Below are 25,063 nucleotides of genomic sequence, written 5' to 3'. Positions count from 1 at the left end.
TTACGCTTCTTGATCTGCAGTTTCATCTTCAATTCCTAGTTCCTTTTTGATCCAATCATATCCTTCTGCTTCTAGACGTTGTGCAAGCTCTGGACCACCAGATTTCACAATACGTCCTTGCATCATAACATGTACTTTATCTGGTGTAATATAGTTAAGTAAGCGTTGGTAGTGAGTGATGATTAGGCAACCAAACTCTTCTCCGCGCATTTCATTGATTCCTTTAGAAACAACCTTCAATGCATCGATGTCAAGTCCAGAGTCAATCTCATCAAGGATTGCAATTTTAGGCTGTATCATCATTAATTGTAGGATTTCATTACGTTTCTTTTCTCCACCTGAGAAGCCTTCGTTTAGGTAACGTTGAGCCATATCAGGATCCATTTCTAAGAACTCCATGTTTTTATCCATCGTACGGATGAATTTCATTAGTGAGATTTCATCGCCTTCTTCGCGACGTGCATTAATTGCTGAACGAAGGAAGTCAGCATTTGTTACACCACTTATTTCGCTTGGATACTGCATCGCTAAGAAAAGACCAGCACGTGCACGCTCATCCACTTCCATTTCTAATACATCTTCTCCATCTAAAGAAACGCTACCACTTGTAACCTCATATTTAGGATGACCCATGATTGCAGATGATAAAGTTGACTTACCTGTACCATTTGGTCCCATGATTGCGTGAATTTCTCCACCTTTTATTTCAAGGTTTACTCCCTTTAAAATCTCCTTGCCTTCGATTTCGACATGAAGATCTTTTATTACTAAAGTAGATCCTGCCATAACTACTACCTCCATTAAACAAAAAATATTTTGTAAAGAATTGACAAATAACGTCAAAACTCTATTCTCATTTTATTCTCATTACAATCTTATAACAAATTCAAAGTGTTATCAACCTTTACACATTGCGAATAAGATTACATTTTTGACAATGAGATGATTGACTATTGATTATGAATTTCAATCATTTTTTGAGAATGATAATAAGTACTTAAGTAAGATGTTTCTTCCTTAAAACTTGTCCATCATTAAGATAACATAAATCAATAAGATATGTAAGGACGAGGGGATTAGCACTTTTCTATATATCGCTTTTATCCCTTGGCTTATTTTTCACACATTTAGTGAATTCATTCTATATAAAAACCCAGTGTTGGCCACTGGGTTTATCGTTCGATAATATATTTAAAAATGAACTTTTCGATCAAATTGAGCTACAATCATTCGACCTTGCTTATACTCTTGTTCACGGGTTTTCTCCACACGTAAACGTTCCTTGAATTTTCGACAATAGTCCTCATAACCAATTCCATGTGCCTGATGCATGGCCTTTTCCATTTCGCCCGTATAGTTTAAACGGATTCGATTGATAATGAACCAATCCCTTCGTTGTTTTAAAAACGTTTTACTACAGTTAATGTTAACACCAGCTTCGATCATCCACAAACACGTGTTTAACAGATATTTACTGATTCCCTGTCATATCAACGCGTCGCAAAAACTTATCATATCAAATATGTAATAAAACAATAAATAACTCCCATATCCTTTTATTTACTCAAGGTTTGCCTAGCCAAACAAAAAAATGAGGTTGACCATTATTTTGGTCAACCTCATTTTAATTACTCATTTGCTGGAATTACAGATCCACTATACTTTTCTTCAATGAATTTAGTAATTTCTTCAGAATGAAGTACTTCTAATAATGTTTGGATTGCTTCACTATTTTCTTCACCTTTTGGAACTGCAACTATATTCACATATGGATTATTCTCTGGAGATTCAACAATAAGCGCATCTTTAGTAGGGTTTAGGCCAGCATCTAGTGCATAGTTACCATTGATAGCAACCAGATCTCCTTCTTCTCCCTCATATACTTTTGTTAACAATGCAGGGTCTAGCTCCATTTCGAATTTAAGTTCCTTAGGATTATCAACGATATCATCGGGAGTTGCGTTAACCTTTTCAATGCCTTCTTTTAATGTAAGAAGCCCTTCTTTTTCTAACATAGCAAGGACGCGTCCGTGATCAGCTACGGAGTTACTCATAATTAATGTTGCTCCAGTAGGGATCTCGTCGATAGATTTATATTTCTTTGTAAAAATACCAATTGGTTCAATATGAACACCACCAGCATTTACAATATCATATCCTTTTTCTTCAACTTCTGTATCTAAATATGGAATGTGTTGGAAAAAGTTTGCGTCTAAATCGCCTTCATTTAAAGCTCTATTTGGAAGAGCATAATCTGTAAACTCCTTAATTTCTAACGTAATTCCTTTTTCCTCTAATAAAGGTTTTGCTTCTTCTAAAATCTCTACATGTGGTACAGGAGTTGCTCCAATTGTTAAGGTTACATTTCCAGCATCCCCATCTGATTCACCATTACTATCTTTGTTTTCTGCTCCTTCATTATCAGCAGTTCCACATGCAGCTAATACAAGTACAAAAACAAATACGAGAATTGCTTGTAAAAACTTTTTCATCTTATTTTCCTCCATTATTATCTTTTATCTATTATAGAAGTGATGATATCACCTATAAGCTGAATGATAAATACGATTACTAATATTAAAATAGTGGCTACGAAGGTAACATCGAGGTTAGAACGATGGTACCCTTCTAGGTATGCCAATGTTCCAAGTCCACCTGCTCCTACAGTTCCTGCCATAGCCGTATATCCAACTAAAGCAATTGCAGTGACAGTAATACCTGAAATAATGGCTGGCAATGATTCTGGAATAAGAACCTTCCAGATGATCGTGGATGTCGTAGCACCCATTGATTTCGCTGCTTCGATTACTCCCTTATCTATTTCACGGAGAGCAATCTCTACCATTCTCGCATAGAACGGTGCGGAGCCTATGATTAATGCTGGCAGGGCACCCTTCACTCCTAACATCGTTCCCATAACAAGGCTTGTAAAAGGTATGAGTAAAATAATTAAAATAATAAATGGAATTGAACGGAAGATATTTACAAAAGATGCAATAGTTACGTTCAGCGATTTATTTTCCCATAAATTACCCTTTGATGTTAAAAATAGGGCTAATCCTAAAATAAGTCCGATAATAAATGTTAAGAGCACGGAAATAGCAGTCATACTTAATGTTTCCATTGTAGATTGCCATACGTTTTCCCACTTTACATTGGGAAGATATTTTTCAATCATTCGCTAAGCACCTCCGCTTCAACTTGTTGCTCGCGGATATACTGTATGGCTTTCTCAATTTCACTAGATTCGCCATTAAGATGAATGAATAACGTACCATATGAACCACTTTGTGTTTGTGAAATTTTCCCTTGAATGATGGTTACACTCACCTTGAAATTCCGAATAACATCTGTAATAAGTGGAGTTTCTGCTGCTTTCCCAACAAAGGTTAATTGCACAACCTTCCCACTTGAATATTGCTCTAAAAGATGTTCAATGGTTTCCCTTGTTTCTTCAGGTTCGGTAACCTGCTGTACAAAGATTTTCGTTATTTGAGCTTGAGGCTTTTTAAATACATCTAAAACTCGACCTTGTTCAACAATCTCTCCATTTTCCATCACGGCAACACGGTGACAAATTTTACGAATAACATGCATTTCATGAGTAATCAACACTATCGTTAATCCTAAACGTTCATTAATATCGACAAGCAAGTCCAATATCGAGTCAGTTGTTTGTGGGTCTAACGCAGATGTTGCCTCATCACATAGCAAAACCTTTGGGTTGTTAGCCAGTGCCCGCGCGATTCCTACCCTTTGTTTTTGACCACCACTGAGCTGTGAAGGATAAGCATCCTCTCTTCCTTCTAAACCAACCAGCTTAATAAGCTCTGTAACTCTCTCATCCCGTTTAGTTTTTGGGACTTTTGCGATTTCAAGGGGAAATGAAATATTTTCCCTCACGGTTCGCGACCATAAAAGGTTGAAATGTTGAAAGATCATGCTTATTTCTTTACGCGCATCACGTAATGCTTTTCCTTTAACGGAAGTGATATTATGACCGGCAACTGAAATTTCTCCCTCAGTTGGTGTTTCGAGTCCATTCAGCAGACGAATAAGTGAGCTTTTACCTGCTCCACTATAGCCGATGATTCCGAAGATTTCACCTTCATTGATCTCTAAATCAATATCGTTAACGGCCGTAACAGAATTTGCTTTTGTTTTATATATCTTCGACACATTTTTCAGTGTTATCATGTAGTCACACCTTCTATCCAAAGAAAACTATGTTTAGTTTATGCGATATCGTAAATAATTAACGCCAATAATTGAAAAAGCCTTTCTGCATAAACGAGCAGAAAGGCACAATTCAGTGATTCCTTCCTCTCATCTTCCAAAGCTTCTGCTTTGTGTGAATTGGCACCTTTTCAACAAATGTTGACGGTTGCTGGGTTTCATCGGGCACATCCCTCCACCACTCTAAATAAGAGTCATCATATATTTACATGTAATATCGTCCTAAAATAACACGAGAATTATCTTATCATCTGTCATTTAAGGTGTCAATGAAAAAGTTGTGACTAATGTACCGAAGTAAAACTTAAGCTGTAGGCAATGGTGAAACAGAACTTGTTCCATTAGCTACTTGAATGGCTTGCTCTAAATCTTCTAAAATATCTTCAATATTTTCGATTCCAACAGATAAGCGAACTAGGTCTTCCGTAACACCAGACAACTTTAAATTTTCTGGACTTAATTGCTGGTGTGTTGTGCTAGCTGGATGAATAATCAAACTCTTTGCGTCACCAACGTTTGCAACATGTGACCAAAGCTCAACATTATTAATTAGCTTCTCACCCGCTTCTCTACCACCTTTAATACCAAATACAACGACTGAACCTGCACCTTTTGGTAAGTATTTATCTGCCAATTGTTTGTTTGGGTGATCATCCTCACCAGGATACAATACCCATTCAACCCCTGGATGGTTTTTAAGATATGAAACAACCTTTTTCGTATTGGCAATATGTTCTTTCATACGAACGTGTAATGTTTCAAGACCTAGATTAAACTGGAATGAATTAAATGGACTTAATGATGGACCTAAATCACGAAGAAGTTGAACTCTTGCTTTAATGATAAAAGCTACAGGTCCTAAAGCATCAGCATAGACTAGATCATGGTAGCTTGGATCTGGTGTTATAAATCCAGGAAATTTTGGTGAATTCCAATCGAATTTACCACCATCCACAATAATTCCACCCATTGTTGTGCCATTGCCTAGTAACCATTTTGTTGCAGAATGAACAACGATATCTGCTCCATGCTCAATTGGACGACATAAGTATGGTGTTGCAAATGTGTTGTCAATAATTAAGGGAATTCCTGCTTCATGAGCAATATTTGCTACTGTTTCAATATCAAGAATATCTAAGCTTGGATTTCCGATTGTTTCAGCAAAAATTGCCTTTGTATTTGGCGTTATCGCTTGACGGAAGTTTTCTGGATTATTAGGTTCTACTAAATGTGTCTTGATTCCGTATTTAGGGAGTGTGGTCGCAAATAAGTTATATGTTCCACCATATAGTGTAGAAGCTGAGACAATCTCATCTCCTGCACCCGCAATATTTAAAATAGCTGTTGTGATCGCAGCCATTCCACTAGAAACAGCTAATGCACCAACGCCACCCTCTAATTGTGCTACTCTTTCTTCAAAAACAGTTGTAGTTGGGTTGTGAATACGAGTATAAATATAACCATTTTCTTTAAGTCCAAATAGATTTGCTGCATGTTCAGTTGTATTAAATTTAAATGCATTTGATTGATAGATTGGTACGGCTCTTGCCCCTGTTACTGGATCAGCTTCAAGACCTCCATGGACAGCGATAGTCTCTGGTCTATAGTTTTTTTGTTTCTCACTCATTTGAATCTCTCCCTTTTGTTTTGTTTATAAAAAATAAAAAACCTCTTCGATAAGAAGAGGTGTGTGTACGGTTTCTCTTCTTATCTTTCAGACAAAAAATGTCTGTTGGAATTAGCACCGTGTAAATTACCGGTTGCCGGGCTTCATAGGGCCATTCCCTCCGCCACTCTAGATAAGATTTTCAATATGAAATTTATTACTTTAACAAGTTAATATCATGCTAAACCTTTTTCTATTATATGTCAATAAGAATTTTTAGAAAAAATAAGCAATTTGAAATTTCGTGTCTTATTTCGACACATACTTGTAACAAATTTATACACAAATCGTTTATTTACTTCCTTTTTCCCGGGAAATATGACATATTATGATATTTTCGCTACCTGTTTTTCCTCGTTATGAAAGGATTTCCTACTGAATACAAGCAGGAAATATATCGACCCGATTAGATATAAAACTGAAGTAATTGTAAACACATATGCATAGCCCCAATAAGATCCATGTACCATTACAATTGACGTCGATACTGGTCCCATGAGGGCCCATCCTAATGAAAACACCATCTGATTCACGGAATTCGCAAGACCCTTCATCGAATCGTTCACTCTTCCCATAACAAGAGATGCTTGAATCGGGTTACCCGCATTCATTAGTGCTTGCCTAAATAAAAAGGCGATGGCTGCTATGTATAGATTTTCCGTATACCCTGTTAGTAGAAGAAATGGTAGCGATGATAATTGCAAATACACCACTGCACGTACCTCTCCAACCTTACTCACAATAATGGGTCCGATAATCATTGCAATTGCCGTTGCAGCTTGTCCTAATGAGAGTATGAGTCCGATTACCGTATTGCTTGCAAGAAAGCGGTCTGCAAAATATAAATTGAGATAAGGAATGACTAATCCTGAACCAAATCCAATAATCATTTGTGCGATGGCAAACATAGCAATTAATTTGATTTGCGATTTATTTGTTTTTAATTTTTGACCAAAAGATTCTACTGTTTTCATTTTTGGTTGTTGTCTGCGTTGCTCATTCATTTTAATGATTGGTAGAATTCCTGTAACATAGATGATTGTTGCAATTAACAGCGTGATTCTTACACTCCAAAGACCGCTCATATGAAAAATAAATTGGAAGGTGTCAGACAAGGCACCACCTGCAATGTTTCCAACAACCTGGGCAACCATCATGATTGCCGAATGAAAACTAAAAAGATGAACCCTTTGTGAAGCAGATGAGTTTTCGGCTAACCAAGGGACACCGGATACCTGAATAAAAGCCGTCGACAATCCTGTTAAAAATGCAGTTGCTATCAAAAACTGTTCCACATCCAATATACTTCTAGAAAAGAAGGCTATTGTTGAAACAGCAACACCTAGCACCATCACTTTTTTCCTGCCAAATTTATCACTCATAAGACCTGCGGGGACTAAAATAATGGCAGATGCCAATGCTGTCATGGCGATAATAGTTCCATTCGTTTGCTCAGAGTAGCCCAGTTCTCGCACATAAAAGTTATACATGATTGTAAACATACCCATGCCTAGCTGTGTAAAAATGGTTGCTAAAATAAATAGTTTAATATTTTGGTTGTATGATTTGTATTGTGTCTTCCATTCTGTCACTATGCTGCTCATATGCGCTCCCATGTTTTGAATATTTCGATTCCCTAAACATCATACAACTTTTCTAAAAAATTGCAATAAAAAACAACGCGAAAGTCACGCGCTGTTCAGTCTTTTGAAACTATTTCAAGCAAATAAGGAACCGAGTGGAATGCGTAGTATTTTTCTATTACTTTCCCATTTTTTAGATGCATTAAACAAGGGACACTTTCGATTTGCCACTCGATTGCTTTTTTAGGTAAATAATTGAGGTCGCTTTTTCCGATGGTTACATGTGGTAGTAATTCATCTACTACCGTGATCATTTTGGATGCCACTTGGCATGTTCCACACATCGGTGTATATAAATAAAGCCAAAACTCATCCTTATTGTTAAGTTTCAGATCAATTTCGTTTTCTTTCCATTCTTTCATGTTAACTACAACCTTTATTTTCTTAATTGTCTTTTATTGTAACATGATTTTGGAAGAGACAGATGATGAAAAGCTTACAATAAAAATTCTGCGTGAACATCAATATTTGCTGAAAGCAGTACAGTTGCTATATGATGTTCAGGGGCTGTCGCAACCTCACGATATGTTTTATCGATAAACAAATGCCGTGCTTCAGGGAATTCTCGTTTAAACTGTTTTCTTAGCTTATCCCCTGCACTATCAGCATCCACTAAAATATACACATCTTTGTTAAATAAATGTTCAATTAATTCATCAAGTTTCGAGATACTTATTGTTCCATTCGTACAAATGATTTCAACTGGTTCATTTACTACCGTTTCAATCTTCTTTTTATCTGTTCTCCCCTCAACAATGATTACTTTTTCAAGATCATCAAAAGCCACCATTTCATCACCTTATTTCAAGTGTACATTTATATGCCTATTACTTCTATTCGATTTATATAACTGCTTTTCCTTCATTTTATCGTGAAGATTCATTTTGGTGATAAATACGCCAAAAAGTTATGGAAAAAAAGACAGTGGGTTTCCACTGTCTTTAGCACCAACCATTTTCATCGTCACAATCAACATATTTCATATCTGGGGAAGAAGGTACATCTGCATAGGTAAAAATTTTACTTTCTTCCTGCTCATATCCCTGCTTTAATTCAAATTTAGCTCCTTCATGTGTAAACCGAATTTTACCAATAGGCTCTTTTTCAACAAATAGATCCATTTCGTTATTTCCAAGCTTTCCAACTACTCGGTCAGTCACATCAATTCGAGTATGTTTTAATACCATGATAAACATCCTTCCCTTGGTATTTAAGTTTAGAATGTCCATTAAGATGAACTTCATTCGAGCTGAAGTTGTTGTCTATTGGTTTGGTACAAAAATAAAAAGAACCAGTTAGAAAATTACTTTAACTGGCTCTGTCATTATGAATTAGTCTTCTTTTATCATTTCTTCGTACTGTTCAGCTGTCATTAGGTTCTCTACATCTCCAGCATTTGCAGGTTCAATAACAATCATCCATGCTTTCTCATATGGAGATTCATTTACGAATTCTGGGCTATCATCAAGGTCTTCGTTAATCTCAACAACTTTACCACTAATTGGTGCATAAAGCTCAGATACCGTTTTAACTGACTCAACACTTCCGAATGGCTCGTCTGCTTGAATTTCGTCGCCAACCTCCGGAAGTTCAACGAATACGATATCACCTAATTCAGATTGTGCAAAATCTGTAATTCCGATACGTACTTTATCCCCTTCAACTTTCACCCATTCATGTTCTTCAGAATAACGTAAATCTTTAGGTGTGCTCATTTTGTACCCTCCATTAAATTTGTTTTATGAAATACGTTTTTTTGTTGAAATTGCTCAACAAGTGTTTATGTAAAAGTCCTTAAAAAGGCTTTCATCCGATTTAATTTGTCCAAGTTGCTTCAAAATTCGCTTCATTAAATCCAACCGTTACCTTGTTTCCATCCGTAGTAAGTGGGCGCTTTATTAGCATACCATCAGATGCAAGCAGATCTAGCAACTCATCTTCTGATGCAGAACCGATTTTATCCTTCAACCCAAGTTCACGATATTTTTGACCACTTGTATTAAAGAATTTTTTTAATTCTAATCCACTATTTTGGTACATTTCTTTCAATTGCTCTTTTGAAGGTGGATTCTCTACAATATGTATTTCCTCAAAGGCAACCTGGTGTTCCTCTAACCACTTTTTTGCTTTACGACAAGTTCCACATTTCGGATACCAATAAAATGATAATGCCATATTCTCACCACCTTATCCATCAAGAATATTTTAACATATTAAATTTTGAATGAAAAACCTTTCAATGCTCCACTGATTAATTTCGACTTAATTCTAGTTTATCCTGCAAAGAAAAGAAGAAAAAAAGCCCCTTCTATAAAGGAGCTTCTTGGTACTTGTTATTACACAGTGTATTTTTCAGTCTCGATTAGGGTTGCTGCAATTTCTCGTTTCTTCGCAATCACATTTACAGGAGTAAAGCGAGTTAATTTACGCAAGGCCGATGTCATCATGCGTAATACATCACCTTCTTCCGTCGCAACAAGCGTTTCTTTTGCATGTGCCTCAATTTCATTGAATGCTTCTTGAACAAATACTTGTGTATAAAGAATCTTTTGCTGATTCTTATCTTCACCTGATTTTTTGATTGCTTTTTCTGTGCGAAGAACAACTGATTCCATTGCATAAACATTTGCTGCGATATCTGCAATATTCGCAAGGATTTCTTGTTCTTTTTCAAGCTTTGGACCGAATTTTTGTGCAGCAAGCCCAGCAATCATTAAGCCTACCTTCTTCGCATTACGAACTAGGTACTTCTCTTGTTCTAGAACGCCTTCGCCCACTTCTTCAGGCATTAGCATCATAAGCTCTTCTTGAAGCTGTGTTGCTTTTTCAAGTAATGGTAATTCTCCTTTTAATGCTTTACGAAGGAATGTTCCAGGAACAAGTAAACGGTTAATTTCATTTGTACCTTCGAAAATTCGGTTAATACGTGAATCACGGTATGCTCTTTCAATCTCATATTCCTGCATGAATCCATATCCACCGTGGATTTGAACACCTTCATCGACCACATAATCTAATACTTCTGTATTGAAAAATTTATTAATTGAACACTCAATTGCATATTCGGCAATTGACTTTGCTACTTCTTTACCATTCTTTACTTCTTCGTCTGATAATTGACCCATGCGATCTTCAAAGTATCCGACCGTACGATACACACTGGATTCAGCCGCATATATTTTTGCTGCCATGTTCGCTAATTTTTCCTGAATTAATCCAAATTTTGAGATTGGTGTTTTGAATTGCTGACGTTGATTTGCATATTTAACCGCAAGCTCAAATGCGCTCTTAGCACCACCAACTGCACCTACACCTAACTTATAACGTCCAATGTTTAGGATGTTAAATGCAATTACGTGTCCTCGACCAACTTCACCTAAAAGATTTTCTACTGGGACCTGAGCATCCTCAAGAATCAATGTACGAGTGGATGAACTCTTAATTCCCATTTTCTTTTCTTCTGCACCGGTTGATACACCTGGAAATTCGCGTTCAACAATAAATGCAGAGAATTTATCACCGTCAATTTTTGCATATACAACAAACACATCCGCAAAACCAGCGTTTGTGATCCATTGTTTTTCCCCATTTAAAACATAGTGAGTTCCTTCTGCATTTAATTTAGCAGTCGTTTTCGCACCTAGTGCATCAGAACCTGATCCCGGCTCAGTTAATGCGTAAGCTGCAAGTAACTCACCACTAGCTAACTTAGGTAGGTACTTTTGCTTTTGCTCTTCATTACCGAATAGAACAATTGGAAGAGAGCCAATACCAACATGTGCACCGTGAGAAATCGAGAAGCCTCCAGCTCTTGCCATTTTTTCGGCAATCAATGCGGAGCTTACTTTGTCTAGTCCTAGCCCACCATACTCTTCTGGCACATCCACTCCTAAAAGGCCAAGCTCGCCTGCGCTTTTTAATAATTTTACGGAAACGTCGAATTCATGATTTTCAAGATGTTCAACCTGTGGAAGAACCTCATTTGCGACATAGTCTTCTGTTGTTTTTGCTATCATTTTATGTTCATCTGTGAAATCTTCGGGTGTAAAGACACGGTCTGCTTCAAGTTCTTCGATTAAAAAGCCTCCACCTAAAACGACTTTATCAGTTGCATTTGACATATTGTTTCCCCCTAAAAAGTATTCATTGTAGGCTAACCATGATGGTTAGCCACTAACCCTAAGCTAATAATTCAAATACTCCGGCTGCTCCCATTCCGCCACCGATACACATCGTGACAACACCAAATTGTACGTTGCGACGTTTCATTTCATGCATTAATGTAAGTGTTAATTTTGCTCCTGTGCATCCAAGTGGATGCCCTAGTGCAATCGCACCTCCATTGACATTTACGATTTCTTCATTAAGTCCAAGTTCACGAATGACTTGAAGAGATTGTGATGCGAAGGCCTCGTTTAATTCAAAAAGCCCAATATCGGATAGCTCAAGACCTGCCATTTTAAGTGCTTTTGGAATAGCTGCTACTGGACCGATTCCCATTACTTCAGGTGGTACCCCCGCTACAGCAAACGATCTAAACTTCACGAATGGTGTTAAGCCTAAGCTAGTCGCTTTTTCACGATCCATCACCATGACTGCTGCTGCACCATCACTCGTTTGTGAAGCATTACCAGCCGTTACTGATCCAGTCACTGAGAATGCAGGTCTAAGTTTTGCTAATACCTCAAGATTAGTATCTTCTCGGACTCCTTCATCTTGTGAGAACTGGATATGCTTTTCTACCAATTTATGATTTGTATCAACTTTTCGGAGAGTAACGTCGACAGGAACAATCTCATCTGCAAATTTGCCTGCCTTAATAGCAGCTAAAGCTTTTTGATGACTTCTTACCGCAAATGCATCTTGATCTTCACGACTAACACCATACTTGACCGCAACTTGCTCAGCTGTGTGCCCCATTCCCATATAGTATTCAGGTGCTGTTTCTGCAAGCTTCGCATTCGGTCGCACCACATGACCCATCATTGGGACTAAACTCATCGATTCTGCTCCACCCGCAATGGCCGTATCAGAGTGTCCTAGCATAATTTTTTCAGCTGCGTAGGCAATTGATTGGAGTCCTGAAGAACAATAACGATTCACAGTGATTGCTGGAACGGTATGTGGCAGTCCTGCCAATGCTCCAATATTTCGCGCCATGTTTAAGCCTTGTTCTGCCTCAGGCATAGCACATCCAATGATTAAATCGTCAATATTCCCTTCATAATTTCCTGCACGCTTTAATGTTTCCTTGACAACTAATGCTCCTAAATCATCCGGTCTTACGTTTGCAAGAGTCCCTTTTTTCGCTTTTCCAACCGGGGTTCTGGCACCCGCTACGATGACTGCTTCTCTCAATACATTCCCTCCTCACTTTTTATCCGCAGCAGGAGATTTTTAGATTTCAATCTCCTTTAAGCATGTGTGTTTAGTTACGTAATGGTTTTCCTTTTACAAGCATGTGTTGCATTCTTTGTTGTGTCTTTGGTTCACCGACAAGGCTTAGGAATGCTTCACGTTCTAAGTCAAGTAAGTATTGTTCATCTACTTCGGTACCATAAGGAACATTACCACCTGCTATAACCCACGCGAGCTTCTTCGCAATCTTAAGGTCATGGTCTGAAATATAGCCAGAATATTTCATTGCTTGTGCTCCTAAAAGGAGGGTTGCATAGCCTGTTTCACCAACCACTGGTACCTTCTTACGCACCGGGGCTTTATAGCCTTGTGCAGATAATGCTAATACAGATTGTTTCGCGTCATAGATAAGGTGATCACCGTTAAAGGAGATACCGTCATCTTTTGTTAAGAAGTTATTTGTTCGAGCCTCTTCAGCTGATGTAGAAACCTTTGCCATCGCGATTGTTTCGAATACTTTATTTGCGACGTTTTGAAGGTTAACTTCTACACCTGTAGGCATTCCTTGGAGGTGGTTGATATAAAGCTCCTTGTTACCACCGCCACCTGGGATTACACCAACACCTACTTCAACCAGCCCCATGTACGTTTCGCTTGAGGCTTGAATTTTCGCTGCCGGCAGACAGATTTCTGCTCCTCCACCAAGGGTCATCCCAAATGGTGCTACGACAACCGGTTTTTCACTGTATTTGATATTCATCATTGCTTGTTGGAAATTGCGCACAACTAGTTCAATGTCATAGAAATTGTCATCTTGTGCTTCCATTAAGATCATCGCAAGGTTTGCACCTACACAGAAGTTTTTCGCCTGGTTTCCAATGACTAGGCCTTTATAGTTTTTTGCCACTTCTTCTATGGAGTAATTAATCATTTGAATAATATCGAAACCGATTGCATTATTTGGTGATGTGAATTCTAATAAAGCGACATCATCACCTAAATCTATTAAACTAGCACCACTGTTTTTCTTAATGACGCCATTCGTTTCTTTTAATGTTTTGATATGAATGTTCTTCGGGTTTACCTTACATGCTTTGTATTCCCCATTTTGATAATAAGAAACAGCCCCATTTTCTCTCTTATAAAAAGTGGTATTTCCTTTTGCTAACATCTCTTGAATCCATGCTGGTATTTGGGAACCTTCTGCTTCCATCTTCTTCACAGAGTTTTCAAGGCCGATTGCATCCCACATTTCAAATGGACCTAACTGCCAACCAAACCCCCATTTCATTGCCTCATCAATGGCAACAATATCGTCCGCAATTTCGCCTAGAAGATTAGCAGAATAGATAAGTGCTGGGCTTGTAATATTCCATAAAAGCTTTCCAGCGCGATCTTCTGCATATAAGAGCGTTTTTAGCTTGTTCGCAGTCCCTTTTACTTGTTTAATTGAAGCAGTAACTGGTGTTTGAAGCTTCTTGCGCTCTTGATATTCAAGTGTTTCCGGATTTAGTTCAAGAATTTCCTTCCCCTGCTTTAAGAAGTAACCTTGCCCTGTTTTACTTCCTAACCATCCTTTTTCCTGCATTTTTTTCATGAAGTCAGGAACATTGAAAACTTCTTTTTCTTCTCCGTCCACTTGATCATAAACATTGTTTGCAACGTGGATAAATGTATCAAGACCGACAACATCAAGGGTACGGAAGGTTGCGCTCTTCGGCCGACCAATCATTGGACCAGTAACCGAGTCTACTTCACCAATGCTGTATCCGCCCTTAAGCATTTCACGAACAGTGACAAGCAATCCATATGTTCCAATTCGATTTGCTATGAAATTAGGTGTATCCTTCGCTTCAACGACACCTTTGCCAAGTACATCTTCACCAAATGTTTTCATAAAAGTAAGTACTTCTGGGCTTGTGTTTTTTGTCGGAATCACTTCAAGTAACTTCAAATAGCGTGGTGGGTTGAAGAAGTGTGTTCCTAAAAAGTGCTTTTGAAAATCCTCTGAACGTCCTTCAGCCATTGCTTCAACCGAAATACCAGATGTGTTAGAGCTTACAATGCTGCCTGGCTTTCTTACCTCATCGATTTGGCTAAAAACCTTTTTCTTAACATCAAGGTTTTCAACAACCACTTCTATAATCCAATCCACTTCTGAAAGCTTTGCCAAATCGTCTTCAAAGTTTCCGGTTGTGATAAGCGCGATGTTTTCCTTAGAGGTAAGTGGTGCCGGCTTTTGTTTTAACAGCTTTTGAACGGCTGTATTACTTAACCGATTTCGAACTTCTTTACTTTCTAGTGTAAGCCCTTTCTTTTTTTCTACTTCTAAAAGTTCACGAGGAACAATATCTAATAGTAAGGTAGGTATTCCGATGTTTGCTAAGTGTGCAGCAATACCTGAGCCCATAACTCCAGAACCAAGAACTGCAGCTCTTTTAATGCTTTGGATCATTCACAGTTTCCCCCTTCGATTCATTTTTGAATGAACACTCATTCATTTTTCCTTCAAAAAAAATATCCCTTATTCATTTCAGCCCCTTGAATATTGAATATCCAAAAGAATGAGTTCCTTTATATCTAAATATAAAACAATATTTAAATTTTCGCAATATATTCACGAAACAATTTTTCTTTTTTTTGTTAATTCGTTTTTAAATAGTGAAAAAGGGGATTCTAAAAAATGGAGGTGACAATCAAATGGCGAAAGTTGATAAAAACCCATCTAAACGCGCTGTTAGTGCGGCAAGTGTTAAAGGAAATGCAGGGCCTGATTCCAGAAAGAAATTCGGGAAAACCCAATCCACCAACCAACAATATGGTGCCCATAATACGGATAGCGAGGAATAAGTAGAATTGGCCAAAGCACCTAGGATGGGAGTTTGATGAAGGACTATTCGAAGTGAATTTGTAGGCGAATATGTCTTCATAATTGCGATGAAGACCTTTTTATGCTGAATCCTTCGGTGTTTTGGTCTTCATAACCGCAATGAAGACCTTTTCATGCCAAATCCTTCGGTGTTTTGGTCTTCATAACCGCGATGAAGACCTTTTCATGCCAAATCCTTCGGTGTTTTGGTCCTCATAACCGCGAGAAAACATATTCATACAGAATCCTTCCGTGATCTGGTCTTCATAGTTTAGTCTATTTTCATTCAAAACAAAAAGCAGCGCGAGAAAAACATTTCTTCCTCGCGCTGCTTTACCATTTTTCAAACACCCTACTTCCCAAATACACCCTTCAAAACAAATGCTACATTCGCAGGGCGTTCTGCAAGACGTCTCATGAAATATCCATACCAGTCCGTTCCATACGGTACATACACCCGCATCGTATAGCCTTCTTTCACAAGTTCCTCATGGCGTTCAGAACGAATCCCATATAGCATTTGGAATTCAAATTGGTCACGGCTGATATTATGTTCCTTTACTAATTCCTTTGTATATTGAATGATCGCCTCATCGTGTGAAGCAATTGCTGTATAGTTTCCATTTAAAAGATGCATTTTAATGATTTTCTTAAAGTTTTCGTCCACATCCTTCTTCTCCGGGTATGCTACTTCCGGAGACTCCTTATAGGCACCCTTAACAAGGCGAAGATTAGGATTGAATTTATTTAAGTCTTCAATATCCTTTACAGTCCGATATAAATACGCTTGAATCACTGTTCCTACATTGTCGTAATCTTTACGAAGTTCTTTAAAGATTTCGATCGTCTTTTCACATCTGGAGTAATCCTCCATATCGATTGTAACAAATACATTATTTTCTTTTGCAACATCAAGGATTCTCTGCATATTATTCAACACAACTTCATCTGAAATATCCAATCCCATGGAGGTCATTTTTAAGGAAAGCTGTGCATTCAGTTTTTCTCGACCAATTGCTTTTATTGCCTCGATGGAGCCGTCAGCCATCATATTTGCTTCTTCAATACTATCCACAAATTCACCTAGATAATCAATGGTGACCGCGAGTCCCTTTGCATTTAGCTCTTTTATTTTTCTTACGGCTAAATCGATTGTTTCCCCGGCGACAAATCGTGCAGCACCAAAGCGTAAGCCATATTTTCTCGCAAGTTTTGTAAACGCTTTATTTTTTGATAAAAATAAAAAGAAGTTTCGTAAAACGTGTTCCATTCCAAGTTCCCCCTCGAAACGTACTCTAGTTGCTTTTCTATAAATCTCTTAATTTCACATCTAGTTTATCACGTTTATTTCGACTTGAATATACATCTAAAAAAAATATTAACCGCTTACAGTACTATTGTATGCATTGCATACAAAAACGTTTTAATGGCATCCTAATAGCGAAAATAGGATAAGGAGGGTTTTCATATGCAACAACAGCAATCACAACAGCAGCAACAGCAACAGCAACCTTTTTATACGCCAAAGGGACCGCAAATGTCTGAAGCTCCTGCGGTTATTACGTCGAAAGATCTGTTGTATTTAACCGATATGATGTCGTGGAATCTTTTGGCGTTAAAAAAGGCGCACTTTTATGCAAGTCAATGTCAGATGTCTGAAATCTCACAAGCGTTAGAAAAAGCTTGTCAAATGCACGAGCGCCACTATCGCCAAATTTTAGATCATATGCAAAAGCATACAGGTCAACAGCCACAGCAACCAAACCAAGGCCAAATTCAAAGCCAGCAAATGCAATAAGGGGGCTACATAAATGAATCAGCAAATGAATCAAAATCAAAACCAGGTGAAAAATCCGAAAACGAGTGTACCAAAGACACCACAAATGAATGATCGTGATTTTATCAACGACATGTTGGCAACTGAAAAATATATGACAGCCGCTTATAGCACTGCGTTAAATGAAATGAGTCATGATGGATTATATGAGGATATCCGTTCCATTTTTAATGAAACACAGGATTGTCAAAGAGATCTCTATAATCTCATGTTCAAAAATGGCTGGTATAAGCTTGAGGAAGCCGAAACACAAAAAGTTCAACAAAAGCTACAACAGTTTTATAATTATACAACGACACAGTTTCCAGACCATACCAACCTCCAGTAAGAAAAAAGAGATGAAGCGCGAAAAGGCGCTCATCTCTTACTTATTTTTTGAACGATGTGCTTCATTTAATGTTTTAATTTCTGCAATGATCTCCTTGATGCCCTCTTTAGCATCTGGATAGGTTTGGTTCCAGTGCTGAGCGAGTGGTGGCATTGATTTTGAAATGTGCATATAAAGTGACCAAAGCTTTACTTTTTCCTTTAACTCAGGTGAACTTTCACCAAGTAAAAGCTCTGTATATTTTTCTAGCAATCCATCAACTTGTTCTTCTATTTTTTGATTCATCTGATTTATCTCCTATTTTGCAATTTAACGGACAAGTTTTACAGCGGTCTCCGTTACTTGTTGTCTTATAGTAAAGACAGCATGTTTTCCTTGTGCGGATGTTTTGGTCGTATTCAGGTCGATATGCCTTTACACCCAAATATCGCGATAAAGGGTTGAATGCAATCGGGCCGAATAATTCCCCTTCTGCTCGCTTGACAATATACTCAAAATCCTCTTGAATAATCTCTCGTTTATCATCAAATTTTGGTTTTGTTAATACAGATTCATAGAGCCAATATACATAGATGGCAACATTTTCCCAAAGAACCTTTTTCGATAATCCCGAGTGTGTTGTTAGAGTCATTATGACTTCATGGATGTGATCATGAAAAATAGCGCGAAGTGAATCGTCTCGCCATTTATCTCGTGAATCGGATGGTGCTGACACGGTCTGAAGATCTGTGAAATAAAACTTCGGATTCCAATACCATATCTTCTCTTCTTCACTTGTTTCCAATGAGATGTTGGCCAATGATACATTTAATCGCTTGTTGAATACCGTCATTGCAAACAAATTAAGGACTGCGAAAAATCCATAACGTTTCATGAACATGGATGCAGCTACACGTTTATCTGGCGCTGCTATCTTTTTTCCGACATTGTCTAAATACTGTTTTATGATTTTCTCATCACAAAGCTCAATCACAGGCCTTGATAGGCTTGATTGAAATTGTCTGTCACTAAAACGGAATTCCTTTAATTGTTCGATTTCTGTTTTCAAAAGGAGGTTTGACATCGTTATACTCCTATCCTATCTAATAGACGTCGTCCTTTGCCGTGCGGGATGCATAGAGGTGTTCCGAACAACGGATCAACGGCAATTTCACAATCCATTCCAAACACATCTTTGACAAGGCTGCCATTTACGACATACTCTGGCTTGCCCTGCCCATATATTTGTTTGTCCTTTATCGCTACAATATGATGAGCATAGCGACATGCTAAATTCAAGTCATGTAAAACCATAATGATCGTCCGTTTTTCAGTTTCGTTCAATTCAAATAAAAGGTCGAGAATCTCAATTTGATGCGTCATATCAAGATAGGTGGTTGGTTCATCAAGTAAAATAATATCGGTTTGCTGAGCAAGTGTCATCGCAATCCAAGCCCGTTGGCGTTGCCCACCTGAGAGTGAATCGACGGTTCGCTCGGCAAAATCTGTCATATTGGTAGCCTCTAGGGCATGTTTAACGATTTTTTCATCTTCTTCAGTCCATTGCTTAAGCCAGTTTTGATAAGGGTAACGACCTTGTTTGACCAACTGGAGGACGGTCAGTCCTTCAGGAGCGATAGGTCCTTGTGGGAGAATCGCAAGCTTTTTTGCAACTTCTTTTGTTGCTAGCTTTGCAATCGCCTCGCCTTCTAAAAGAACAGCTCCTTGTTTTGGCTTTAGAAGTCTTGCTAAAGAACGCAGCAAGGTTGATTTTCCACATCCATTTCCACCTATAAAAACAGTGATTTCACCTTTTGGTAACTCAAGATGTAAGTCTTCGATGATAATGGAGTCCCCGTATGATAAAGTCAAGTTTTCCGTCTTCAATGCATTCATCAAGTTCGCCCCCTTACAAATCTATGTTATAAAATCTACAGCTGCCAGAACTGGAGTTTGTCAATAGTAAATAGTCCCTAGCTATTTCTACTCTTATAAAGTAAATAAATAAAATATGGTGCTCCTATTGCAGCCGTAAATACGCCAACTGGAACTTCCGTTGGTGAAAATACAGTCCTACCAATTAAATCTGCTAACATCACGAGGATTCCCCCTAGTAGTGCTGCAGTTGGGATCAATGCACCAAAGGCTGAACCAACTAATCTTCGTGCCATATGGGGTGCCATTAATCCAACAAAACCGATCCCACCGGCAAAAGCTACTGCACTTCCTGTTAATGCTGTACTTGCGAGCAATAAGAGAAATCGTTGCTTCTGTACATCACTTCCAACACCCGTTGCAAGTTCTTCTCCTAGCTCTTGAATGTTTAAGTTACGTGCAAGCATCATGCAGATGATTACTAAAAGAATGACAACAGGACTTAGAATTTGTACATTTGCCCATGTTGACCCATTTACAGTCCCGGTAATCCAGATATTCGCCTGGCTTGCTTGATAAATCGGTCCCATTACCATAAATGTTGTTGTCAAAGCTTGTGTGAGGGCAGAAACCCCAATTCCTATTAATACAAGTCGTATAGGGGAAACTCCATTCTTCCAAGCCAAAACGTATACTAAAAAAGCAATAATAGTTGCACCAACAAATGCAGCAACTGGCATCCATTTAATACTTACGGTTAACGCATTACTTGAATTTGAGAAATATGCTAAAAAAGCAACTACTGCAACAGACGCACCACCTGTAATGCCTAAAATATCTGGTGAGGCAAGTGGATTTCGAATAATTCCTTGTAAAATACTCCCCGCAACCGCCAGCGCCATACCTACTAAAAAGGCAATGATAATTCGTGGCAAACGAAATGATGTTACGACCAATTGCTCCATTCGGGTTCCATATCCAAATAGTGTTTTTACAACTGTAATAGGGTCAATCTTCATTTCTCCAAGACCCGTACTTATTAAAAACAAGATTATTGCAATTGCTATTAAAATAAAAAACGTAACAAGTGCTTTATTATCAATCAAAAATGAGATTTTTCCCTTTTTACCCATACGAATGGCTCTATATTTGTTCATGCTTTATGAAACCCCTTCCTCGCTACATAGATAAAGAAAGGTGTTCCAATTAGGGCCGTCATAACACCTACAGGCACCTCTTCAGGCATGACGATATACCGAGCCGAGATATCTGCTAATAGTAGTAATACTCCACCAAGAATACCGCTAAATGGAAGAATCCAACGATGGTCAATACCGACCAAAGCCCGCGCAAGATGTGGAATGACAATACCGATAAACCCAATTGGTCCTGCAACGGCTACTGCCCCACCAGCTAACAGGATGATCGTTATAGCTGTTAATAGCTTAACTGTACCTGTTCGCTGTCCAAGTCCTTTTGCGACATCTTCACCCATTGATAAGATATTGATTTTATTCGCTAAGAGCAATGATGCGACCCAAGCCACTCCTAAATAGGGAAGAACACTTGTGAGCATTTCGAGCTTTCTTCCTTGAATGGAGCCTGCAAGCCAGAATAATACTTGGTCTAGTGCCATCTCATCAATGACGAGCAATCCTTGTGTGAAGGAAGAAAACATGGCAGCAATCGCTGCACCCGCTAATGTTAATTTCATGGGGGTGAGGCCTTCCCGCCCAAATGATCCAATGAAATAAACGATAAACGCTGCAACCGCAGCCCCTAAAAAAGCCACCCAGGTAAAAGCGTGTAAGGAGTTGATTGAGAAAATAGATACAGCCGCGACAATAAAAAAACCCGCTCCAGCATTGACTCCAAATATTCCTGGTGATGCTAATGGATTCTTCGTTAGGGCTTGCATAAGTGCTCCTGCTATTCCTAAACTCGCTCCAACAGCTGCAGCAATGAGGGCACGTGAGAGTCGAATGGTTTCAATGATAATGTGTTCGTTCGAGCCATTATAAGCTGTAAACGTTTCGTATGCCATTTTCCAAGATGTATCAGTATATCCATAAACAATGCTTGCACATATCGATAATAGCAATACTAAGATTCCGAGAACAAGTCCTGTAAACTTCGCTTGATTTGATTTTAAAACCATTTATTTAATACTCCTTGAATAGTTAAAAGACATGTATGACTTTGGGTAAACATGTTTATGTTAATATTAGGTGTTTTTTGTAATGTTATACATCTTCCATGTGTCCTTGCATCATTGTGTTAAAGACAAGAAAGTTAGTAGTTTATTTCTCTTTTAGTCTATTGGAAATGAGAATGATTGTCAATGGAATGAAAATCATTCTCAAATTTATATTGACTTACATTTCAAATCACTTTATTATCATAAGTAAATGAAAATCATTATCAATTAACAGGAGGATACATAATGAATTTTAGAAAGAAAACTTATCTTGGATTTCTTACGTTGGCTGTATTTTCACTAGTATTGGCTGCTTGTGGAGCTGCAGATAATACCGACAAGAATAAGGCAGTTGAAAGTCCTAATACATATACAGTTGAACATGCGATGGGTTCAACACCGATTAACAAAGATCCAAAACGAATAGTTGTTTTAACAAATGAAGGCACAGAAGCCTTACTTGCAATGGGAGTTACGCCTGTTGGAGCTGTTCGTTCTTGGATAGGAGATCCTTGGTATGCTCATATTGAGGATCAAATGGAAGGTGTCAAAGTTGTTGGTGAAGAAAGCAATGTTAATATTGAAGCAATTGCCGCACTCGAGCCTGATTTAATTATCGGGAATAAAATGCGTCAGGAAAAGATTTATGAGCAATTAAAATCGATTGCTCCAACTGTTTTTGCTGAAGACTTACGTGGGGATTGGCAAAAGAACTTTACCCTCTATTCGAAAGCAATTAATAAAGAGGAAGTAGGAAAGAAAGTTCTCGCTGATTTTAACGACCATTTAAATAGCGTTAAAGAGAATATTAATACGGATACTGAAGTTTCTGTTGTCCGTTTTATGGAAGGTCGAACTCGGATTTATTATACAGATTCTTTCTCAGGAGTTATTTTTGAACAATTAGGCTTGAAGCGTCCACAGCAACAGGTTGATTTATTTGCGCAAGACCAAAATGATCAATTTGCTCGAGAAGTTGATCAAGAAAAGATTCCATTAATGGATGGGGATGTCATCTTCTACTTCACCTATGAAACAGGTAATGGCGAAGCAACTAAGGTTGAGGAAGAATGGATTAATAATCCGCTTTGGAAGGGATTAAATGCGGTGAAGGAAGGTAATGTACACAAAGTAAGTGACCCTATTTGGAACACTGCAGGTGGTGTTCTAGCAGCTAATCTCATGCTTGATGATATTGAAAAATACATGGCAAAGTAAAAAGAGACTCCCGCCGTCAGATCGGTGGGAGCTTTTTGTTTTTATTTATCTCTAAGTTTTTCTAATATGATCTGTGCCTCATATCCATCCTTAAATGTATATAGGTGACTTTCTTTCCCCGCAATTGCAGCAACGAGATTGTCTATAAGGGTTGAGGTGTCTTCCTTTTCATTTTCTATCGAATGGATCTCCTCACCTAGCTTACCACCTTTAAGGGTCCCCCAATCGATTAGTGAAAGGCTCCCTTCCGTACCGTAAGCCGTATAGGCAATTCGCTCTGTACCAGCAATCTGACTCATGCCATTGATTAAGAATGGTGTTCGATTTGCTAATGCTAATGAGGCAATAACGCCGGTTTCACATTTGGTCGTATCCTTAGGAAGTTCTAACCGGCTATTTATATGTGTAATGGAACCAAAAATACGTTGGGTTAATTGAATAAAATGAACCCCTACCTCCAAGACAAAACCACCTTGTTCACGACCCGCCACCCAATCATTCTGCTGCCAGAGACGTGGCCAGTTAGGGAAATTCATCGAAAGTTCTAGTTTACGTAATTGTCCTATGTATCCTTCTTTAATCATCTGATCAAACGTGTTTGCTGGACTACTATAGTTCAGCGGGAAATTCATAGCATGAATGATTCCGGCTTGCTCAGCTTTTTCGAACATTTCCTTAGCCTCTTCAACCGAATTCGCGAGAGGTTTTTCACATAACACATGAACCCCTTTTTCAATGACATCCATAGTAACGGCATGATGATATTTTGGTGGAACAGCTACATAAACTAAATCCAATTCCTCTTCCGCCAGCATTTTCATGTGATGATTGTACCAGTTAATCCCACCAAGCTTTTCTGCCATCTTTGAAGCACGCTCTTTATCCGTATCAACGACCGCTTGAACGGTTGTATATTTATTGGCGTTAAAGCCTTGGATAAGTCTTTCTCCAATAGCTCCAAGACCAATGACTCCTACTCTTATTTGTTCCATTTTACCTCTCCCCCTCTTTCTCCATTATAATTCCGCCCCTTCTAATCGTCTATGAAACGATCATAAAAATAACCCCTCTTAAAGGGGGCTATCGTTTTATACGTATGATTTTATATCATAGACATGACCATTGATTAATTCTTGATTAAGGATTAGGTCAAGGATTACACTAGCAACAAAATCAGGCGATCTTAGCATGCCCTTCTCATTGAATTCAATAAATTGCTCGACCTCAGTGAAATCCTCCTTCTTTGATTTTCGGATCACCTCTTGCATTTCTGTATCCATGACACCAGGTGAAAAGGAAATCATGGTCACTGGGTGCTCAGCGACCTCTTGCTCAAAACCAACTGATTTTGTGAACATATCAATTCCTGCTTTTGACGTAGAGTATGCAGTCCATCCGTGTCTTGCACGGTTAGCAGCACCTGATGAAATATTCACAATCACCTTTTGAGTCGCGAACGTTGCTGTATGTCGAATAAAATAAGAACTTACTATCATTGGAGCCAACAGATTGACATGAATACTTTCCGTTATTTCTCTCGGACTCGCCTTTCCAATCGGCTTAATCGGATCAATCGTTCCAGCATTGTTAACTAAGTAGATGCCTTCTGCGTTTGAAAAATCAATAGATGAAAAAATTCGTTCCATCACTTTTTCAATTTCTTCCGTTTTATGGAGGTCACAAGAAAAGTAATAAAGATTGATTCCTTTTTCAAACGCCATTTCTTTTAATTCATTGTTTTGTTTTCTTGAGATACAAAATAAGGTATGATTCTTGTCCATAATTTGTTTTACCATGGATTCTCCCAATCCCCTAGATGTACCAGTGATAATAAAATATTTCAAATAAGACACTCCC

At 38.3% G+C, this 25,063-nt stretch carries 27 protein-coding genes and 2 riboswitches; of the genes, 4 read left to right on the top strand and 23 right to left on the bottom strand.

Annotated elements, in window-relative coordinates; translation table 11 throughout:
- From sufC to E1I69_RS05135, 15 genes are all read right to left on the bottom strand, one after another.
- Positions 1 to 786: a Fe-S cluster assembly ATPase SufC gene (gene sufC / locus E1I69_RS05205; protein WP_136378537.1), complete on the bottom strand. Its 786-nt coding sequence runs from the start codon at positions 784 to 786 to the stop codon at positions 1 to 3.
- A gap of 405 nt (positions 787 to 1,191) precedes the next feature.
- Positions 1,192 to 1,446, bottom strand: coding sequence for a hypothetical protein (locus E1I69_RS24600; protein WP_162604327.1), 255 nt, complete (start codon positions 1,444 to 1,446; stop codon positions 1,192 to 1,194).
- Between the two features lie 182 nt (positions 1,447 to 1,628).
- On the bottom strand, positions 1,629 to 2,492 hold the full coding sequence (locus tag E1I69_RS05195; protein WP_136378535.1) for a MetQ/NlpA family ABC transporter substrate-binding protein: 864 nt from the start codon (positions 2,490 to 2,492) through the stop codon (positions 1,629 to 1,631).
- A 17-nt stretch (positions 2,493 to 2,509) separates the two neighbouring features.
- On the bottom strand, positions 2,510 to 3,178 hold the full coding sequence (locus tag E1I69_RS05190; protein ID WP_136378534.1) for a methionine ABC transporter permease: 669 nt from the start codon (positions 3,176 to 3,178) through the stop codon (positions 2,510 to 2,512).
- Complete coding sequence (locus tag E1I69_RS05185) at positions 3,175 to 4,197, bottom strand: methionine ABC transporter ATP-binding protein (RefSeq protein WP_136378533.1); 1,023 nt, start codon at positions 4,195 to 4,197, stop codon at positions 3,175 to 3,177. Before E1I69_RS05185 ends, E1I69_RS05190 begins: the two co-directional genes overlap by 4 nt.
- Before the next feature lie 126 nt (positions 4,198 to 4,323).
- Positions 4,324 to 4,430: riboswitch (SAM riboswitch) on the bottom strand.
- 110 nt (positions 4,431 to 4,540) lie between these two features.
- Positions 4,541 to 5,863: an O-acetylhomoserine aminocarboxypropyltransferase/cysteine synthase family protein gene (locus E1I69_RS05180; RefSeq protein WP_136378532.1), complete on the bottom strand. Its 1,323-nt coding sequence runs from the start codon at positions 5,861 to 5,863 to the stop codon at positions 4,541 to 4,543.
- A gap of 77 nt (positions 5,864 to 5,940) precedes the next feature.
- Positions 5,941 to 6,042: riboswitch (SAM riboswitch) on the bottom strand.
- Positions 6,043 to 6,228: 186 nt separating this feature from the next.
- Complete coding sequence (locus E1I69_RS05175; protein ID WP_136378531.1) at positions 6,229 to 7,506, bottom strand: MFS transporter; 1,278 nt, start codon at positions 7,504 to 7,506, stop codon at positions 6,229 to 6,231.
- 95 nt (positions 7,507 to 7,601) lie between these two features.
- Positions 7,602 to 7,907, bottom strand: a complete 306-nt coding sequence (locus E1I69_RS05170; protein ID WP_136378530.1) for a thioredoxin family protein — start codon at positions 7,905 to 7,907, stop codon at positions 7,602 to 7,604.
- A gap of 74 nt (positions 7,908 to 7,981) precedes the next feature.
- A complete protein-coding gene (locus E1I69_RS05165; protein ID WP_223254457.1) occupies positions 7,982 to 8,335 on the bottom strand; it encodes a toprim domain-containing protein in 354 nt (117 codons plus the stop codon).
- Between the two features lie 151 nt (positions 8,336 to 8,486).
- The gene (locus tag E1I69_RS05160) at positions 8,487 to 8,732 is read right to left on the bottom strand and encodes a YusG family protein (protein ID WP_161974834.1); all 246 of its coding nucleotides are present in this window, start codon (positions 8,730 to 8,732) and stop codon (positions 8,487 to 8,489) included.
- Positions 8,733 to 8,876: 144 nt separating this feature from the next.
- A complete protein-coding gene (gcvH, locus tag E1I69_RS05155; RefSeq protein ID WP_116352922.1) occupies positions 8,877 to 9,260 on the bottom strand; it encodes a glycine cleavage system protein GcvH in 384 nt (127 codons plus the stop codon).
- 100 nt (positions 9,261 to 9,360) lie between these two features.
- On the bottom strand, positions 9,361 to 9,720 hold the full coding sequence (locus tag E1I69_RS05150; protein WP_136378528.1) for an arsenate reductase family protein: 360 nt from the start codon (positions 9,718 to 9,720) through the stop codon (positions 9,361 to 9,363).
- 161 nt (positions 9,721 to 9,881) lie between these two features.
- Positions 9,882 to 11,666, bottom strand: coding sequence for an acyl-CoA dehydrogenase family protein (locus E1I69_RS05145; RefSeq protein ID WP_136378527.1), 1,785 nt, complete (start codon positions 11,664 to 11,666; stop codon positions 9,882 to 9,884).
- 58 nt (positions 11,667 to 11,724) lie between these two features.
- A complete protein-coding gene (locus E1I69_RS05140) occupies positions 11,725 to 12,903 on the bottom strand; it encodes an acetyl-CoA C-acetyltransferase (protein WP_136378526.1) in 1,179 nt (392 codons plus the stop codon).
- Positions 12,904 to 12,973: 70 nt separating this feature from the next.
- Positions 12,974 to 15,358 (bottom strand): 3-hydroxyacyl-CoA dehydrogenase/enoyl-CoA hydratase family protein, encoded by a 2,385-nt coding sequence (locus E1I69_RS05135; protein WP_136378525.1) that lies wholly within the window; start codon positions 15,356 to 15,358, stop codon positions 12,974 to 12,976.
- 245 nt (positions 15,359 to 15,603) lie between these two features.
- Here E1I69_RS05135 and E1I69_RS05130 point away from each other — a divergent pair, with 245 nt between their 5' ends.
- Positions 15,604 to 15,753, top strand: a complete 150-nt coding sequence (locus E1I69_RS05130) for a YuzL family protein (protein ID WP_136378524.1) — start codon at positions 15,604 to 15,606, stop codon at positions 15,751 to 15,753.
- A gap of 371 nt (positions 15,754 to 16,124) precedes the next feature.
- Here the strand turns inward: E1I69_RS05130 and E1I69_RS05125 are convergent, their stop codons facing one another.
- Positions 16,125 to 17,042 carry a proline dehydrogenase family protein gene (locus E1I69_RS05125; RefSeq protein WP_136378523.1) on the bottom strand — a complete coding sequence of 306 codons (918 nt, stop codon included), beginning with the start codon at positions 17,040 to 17,042 and terminating at the stop codon, positions 16,125 to 16,127.
- 198 nt (positions 17,043 to 17,240) lie between these two features.
- On the opposite strand from E1I69_RS05125, the gene E1I69_RS05120 reads away from it, so the two are divergent.
- Complete coding sequence (locus E1I69_RS05120) at positions 17,241 to 17,570, top strand: hypothetical protein (protein WP_136378522.1); 330 nt, start codon at positions 17,241 to 17,243, stop codon at positions 17,568 to 17,570.
- A gap of 13 nt (positions 17,571 to 17,583) precedes the next feature.
- A complete protein-coding gene (locus E1I69_RS05115; protein ID WP_207308508.1) occupies positions 17,584 to 17,937 on the top strand; it encodes a spore coat protein in 354 nt (117 codons plus the stop codon).
- 36 nt (positions 17,938 to 17,973) lie between these two features.
- On the opposite strand, the gene E1I69_RS05110 is transcribed toward E1I69_RS05115, so the two are convergent.
- The 5 genes from E1I69_RS05110 to E1I69_RS05090 all read right to left on the bottom strand — a co-directional run bounded on the left by E1I69_RS05110 (position 17,974) and on the right by E1I69_RS05090 (position 21,949).
- Complete coding sequence (locus E1I69_RS05110; protein WP_136378521.1) at positions 17,974 to 18,222, bottom strand: YusU family protein; 249 nt, start codon at positions 18,220 to 18,222, stop codon at positions 17,974 to 17,976.
- Positions 18,194 to 19,000 (bottom strand): IucA/IucC family C-terminal-domain containing protein, encoded by an 807-nt coding sequence (locus tag E1I69_RS05105; protein WP_136378520.1) that lies wholly within the window; start codon positions 18,998 to 19,000, stop codon positions 18,194 to 18,196. Before E1I69_RS05105 ends, E1I69_RS05110 begins: the two co-directional genes overlap by 29 nt.
- A gap of 2 nt (positions 19,001 to 19,002) precedes the next feature.
- Positions 19,003 to 19,812 (bottom strand): ABC transporter ATP-binding protein, encoded by an 810-nt coding sequence (locus tag E1I69_RS05100; protein ID WP_136378519.1) that lies wholly within the window; start codon positions 19,810 to 19,812, stop codon positions 19,003 to 19,005.
- Positions 19,813 to 19,889: 77 nt separating this feature from the next.
- Positions 19,890 to 20,948 carry a FecCD family ABC transporter permease gene (locus E1I69_RS05095; RefSeq protein WP_136378518.1) on the bottom strand — a complete coding sequence of 353 codons (1,059 nt, stop codon included), beginning with the start codon at positions 20,946 to 20,948 and terminating at the stop codon, positions 19,890 to 19,892.
- The gene (locus tag E1I69_RS05090) at positions 20,945 to 21,949 is read right to left on the bottom strand and encodes a FecCD family ABC transporter permease (RefSeq protein WP_136378517.1); all 1,005 of its coding nucleotides are present in this window, start codon (positions 21,947 to 21,949) and stop codon (positions 20,945 to 20,947) included. Before E1I69_RS05090 ends, E1I69_RS05095 begins: the two co-directional genes overlap by 4 nt.
- 285 nt (positions 21,950 to 22,234) lie before the next feature.
- On the opposite strand from E1I69_RS05090, the gene E1I69_RS05085 reads away from it, so the two are divergent.
- Positions 22,235 to 23,206, top strand: a complete 972-nt coding sequence (locus tag E1I69_RS05085) for an ABC transporter substrate-binding protein (RefSeq protein ID WP_136378516.1) — start codon at positions 22,235 to 22,237, stop codon at positions 23,204 to 23,206.
- Between the two features lie 41 nt (positions 23,207 to 23,247).
- On the opposite strand, the gene E1I69_RS05080 is transcribed toward E1I69_RS05085, so the two are convergent.
- Positions 23,248 to 24,198 (bottom strand): Gfo/Idh/MocA family protein, encoded by a 951-nt coding sequence (locus E1I69_RS05080; RefSeq protein ID WP_136378515.1) that lies wholly within the window; start codon positions 24,196 to 24,198, stop codon positions 23,248 to 23,250.
- A gap of 96 nt (positions 24,199 to 24,294) precedes the next feature.
- Positions 24,295 to 25,059 carry a (S)-benzoin forming benzil reductase gene (locus tag E1I69_RS05075; RefSeq protein WP_242634534.1) on the bottom strand — a complete coding sequence of 255 codons (765 nt, stop codon included), beginning with the start codon at positions 25,057 to 25,059 and terminating at the stop codon, positions 24,295 to 24,297.
- Between the last annotated feature and the right edge of the window lie 4 nt (positions 25,060 to 25,063).

It is taken from the genome of Bacillus timonensis (assembly GCF_004799755.1).
In the GTDB taxonomy this organism is placed as follows: domain Bacteria; phylum Bacillota; class Bacilli; order Bacillales; family Bacillaceae_L; genus Ferdinandcohnia; species Ferdinandcohnia timonensis_A.
The sequence above is the reverse complement of the archived record's forward strand: the minus strand, read 5'-3'. Positions and strand labels throughout refer to the sequence as shown.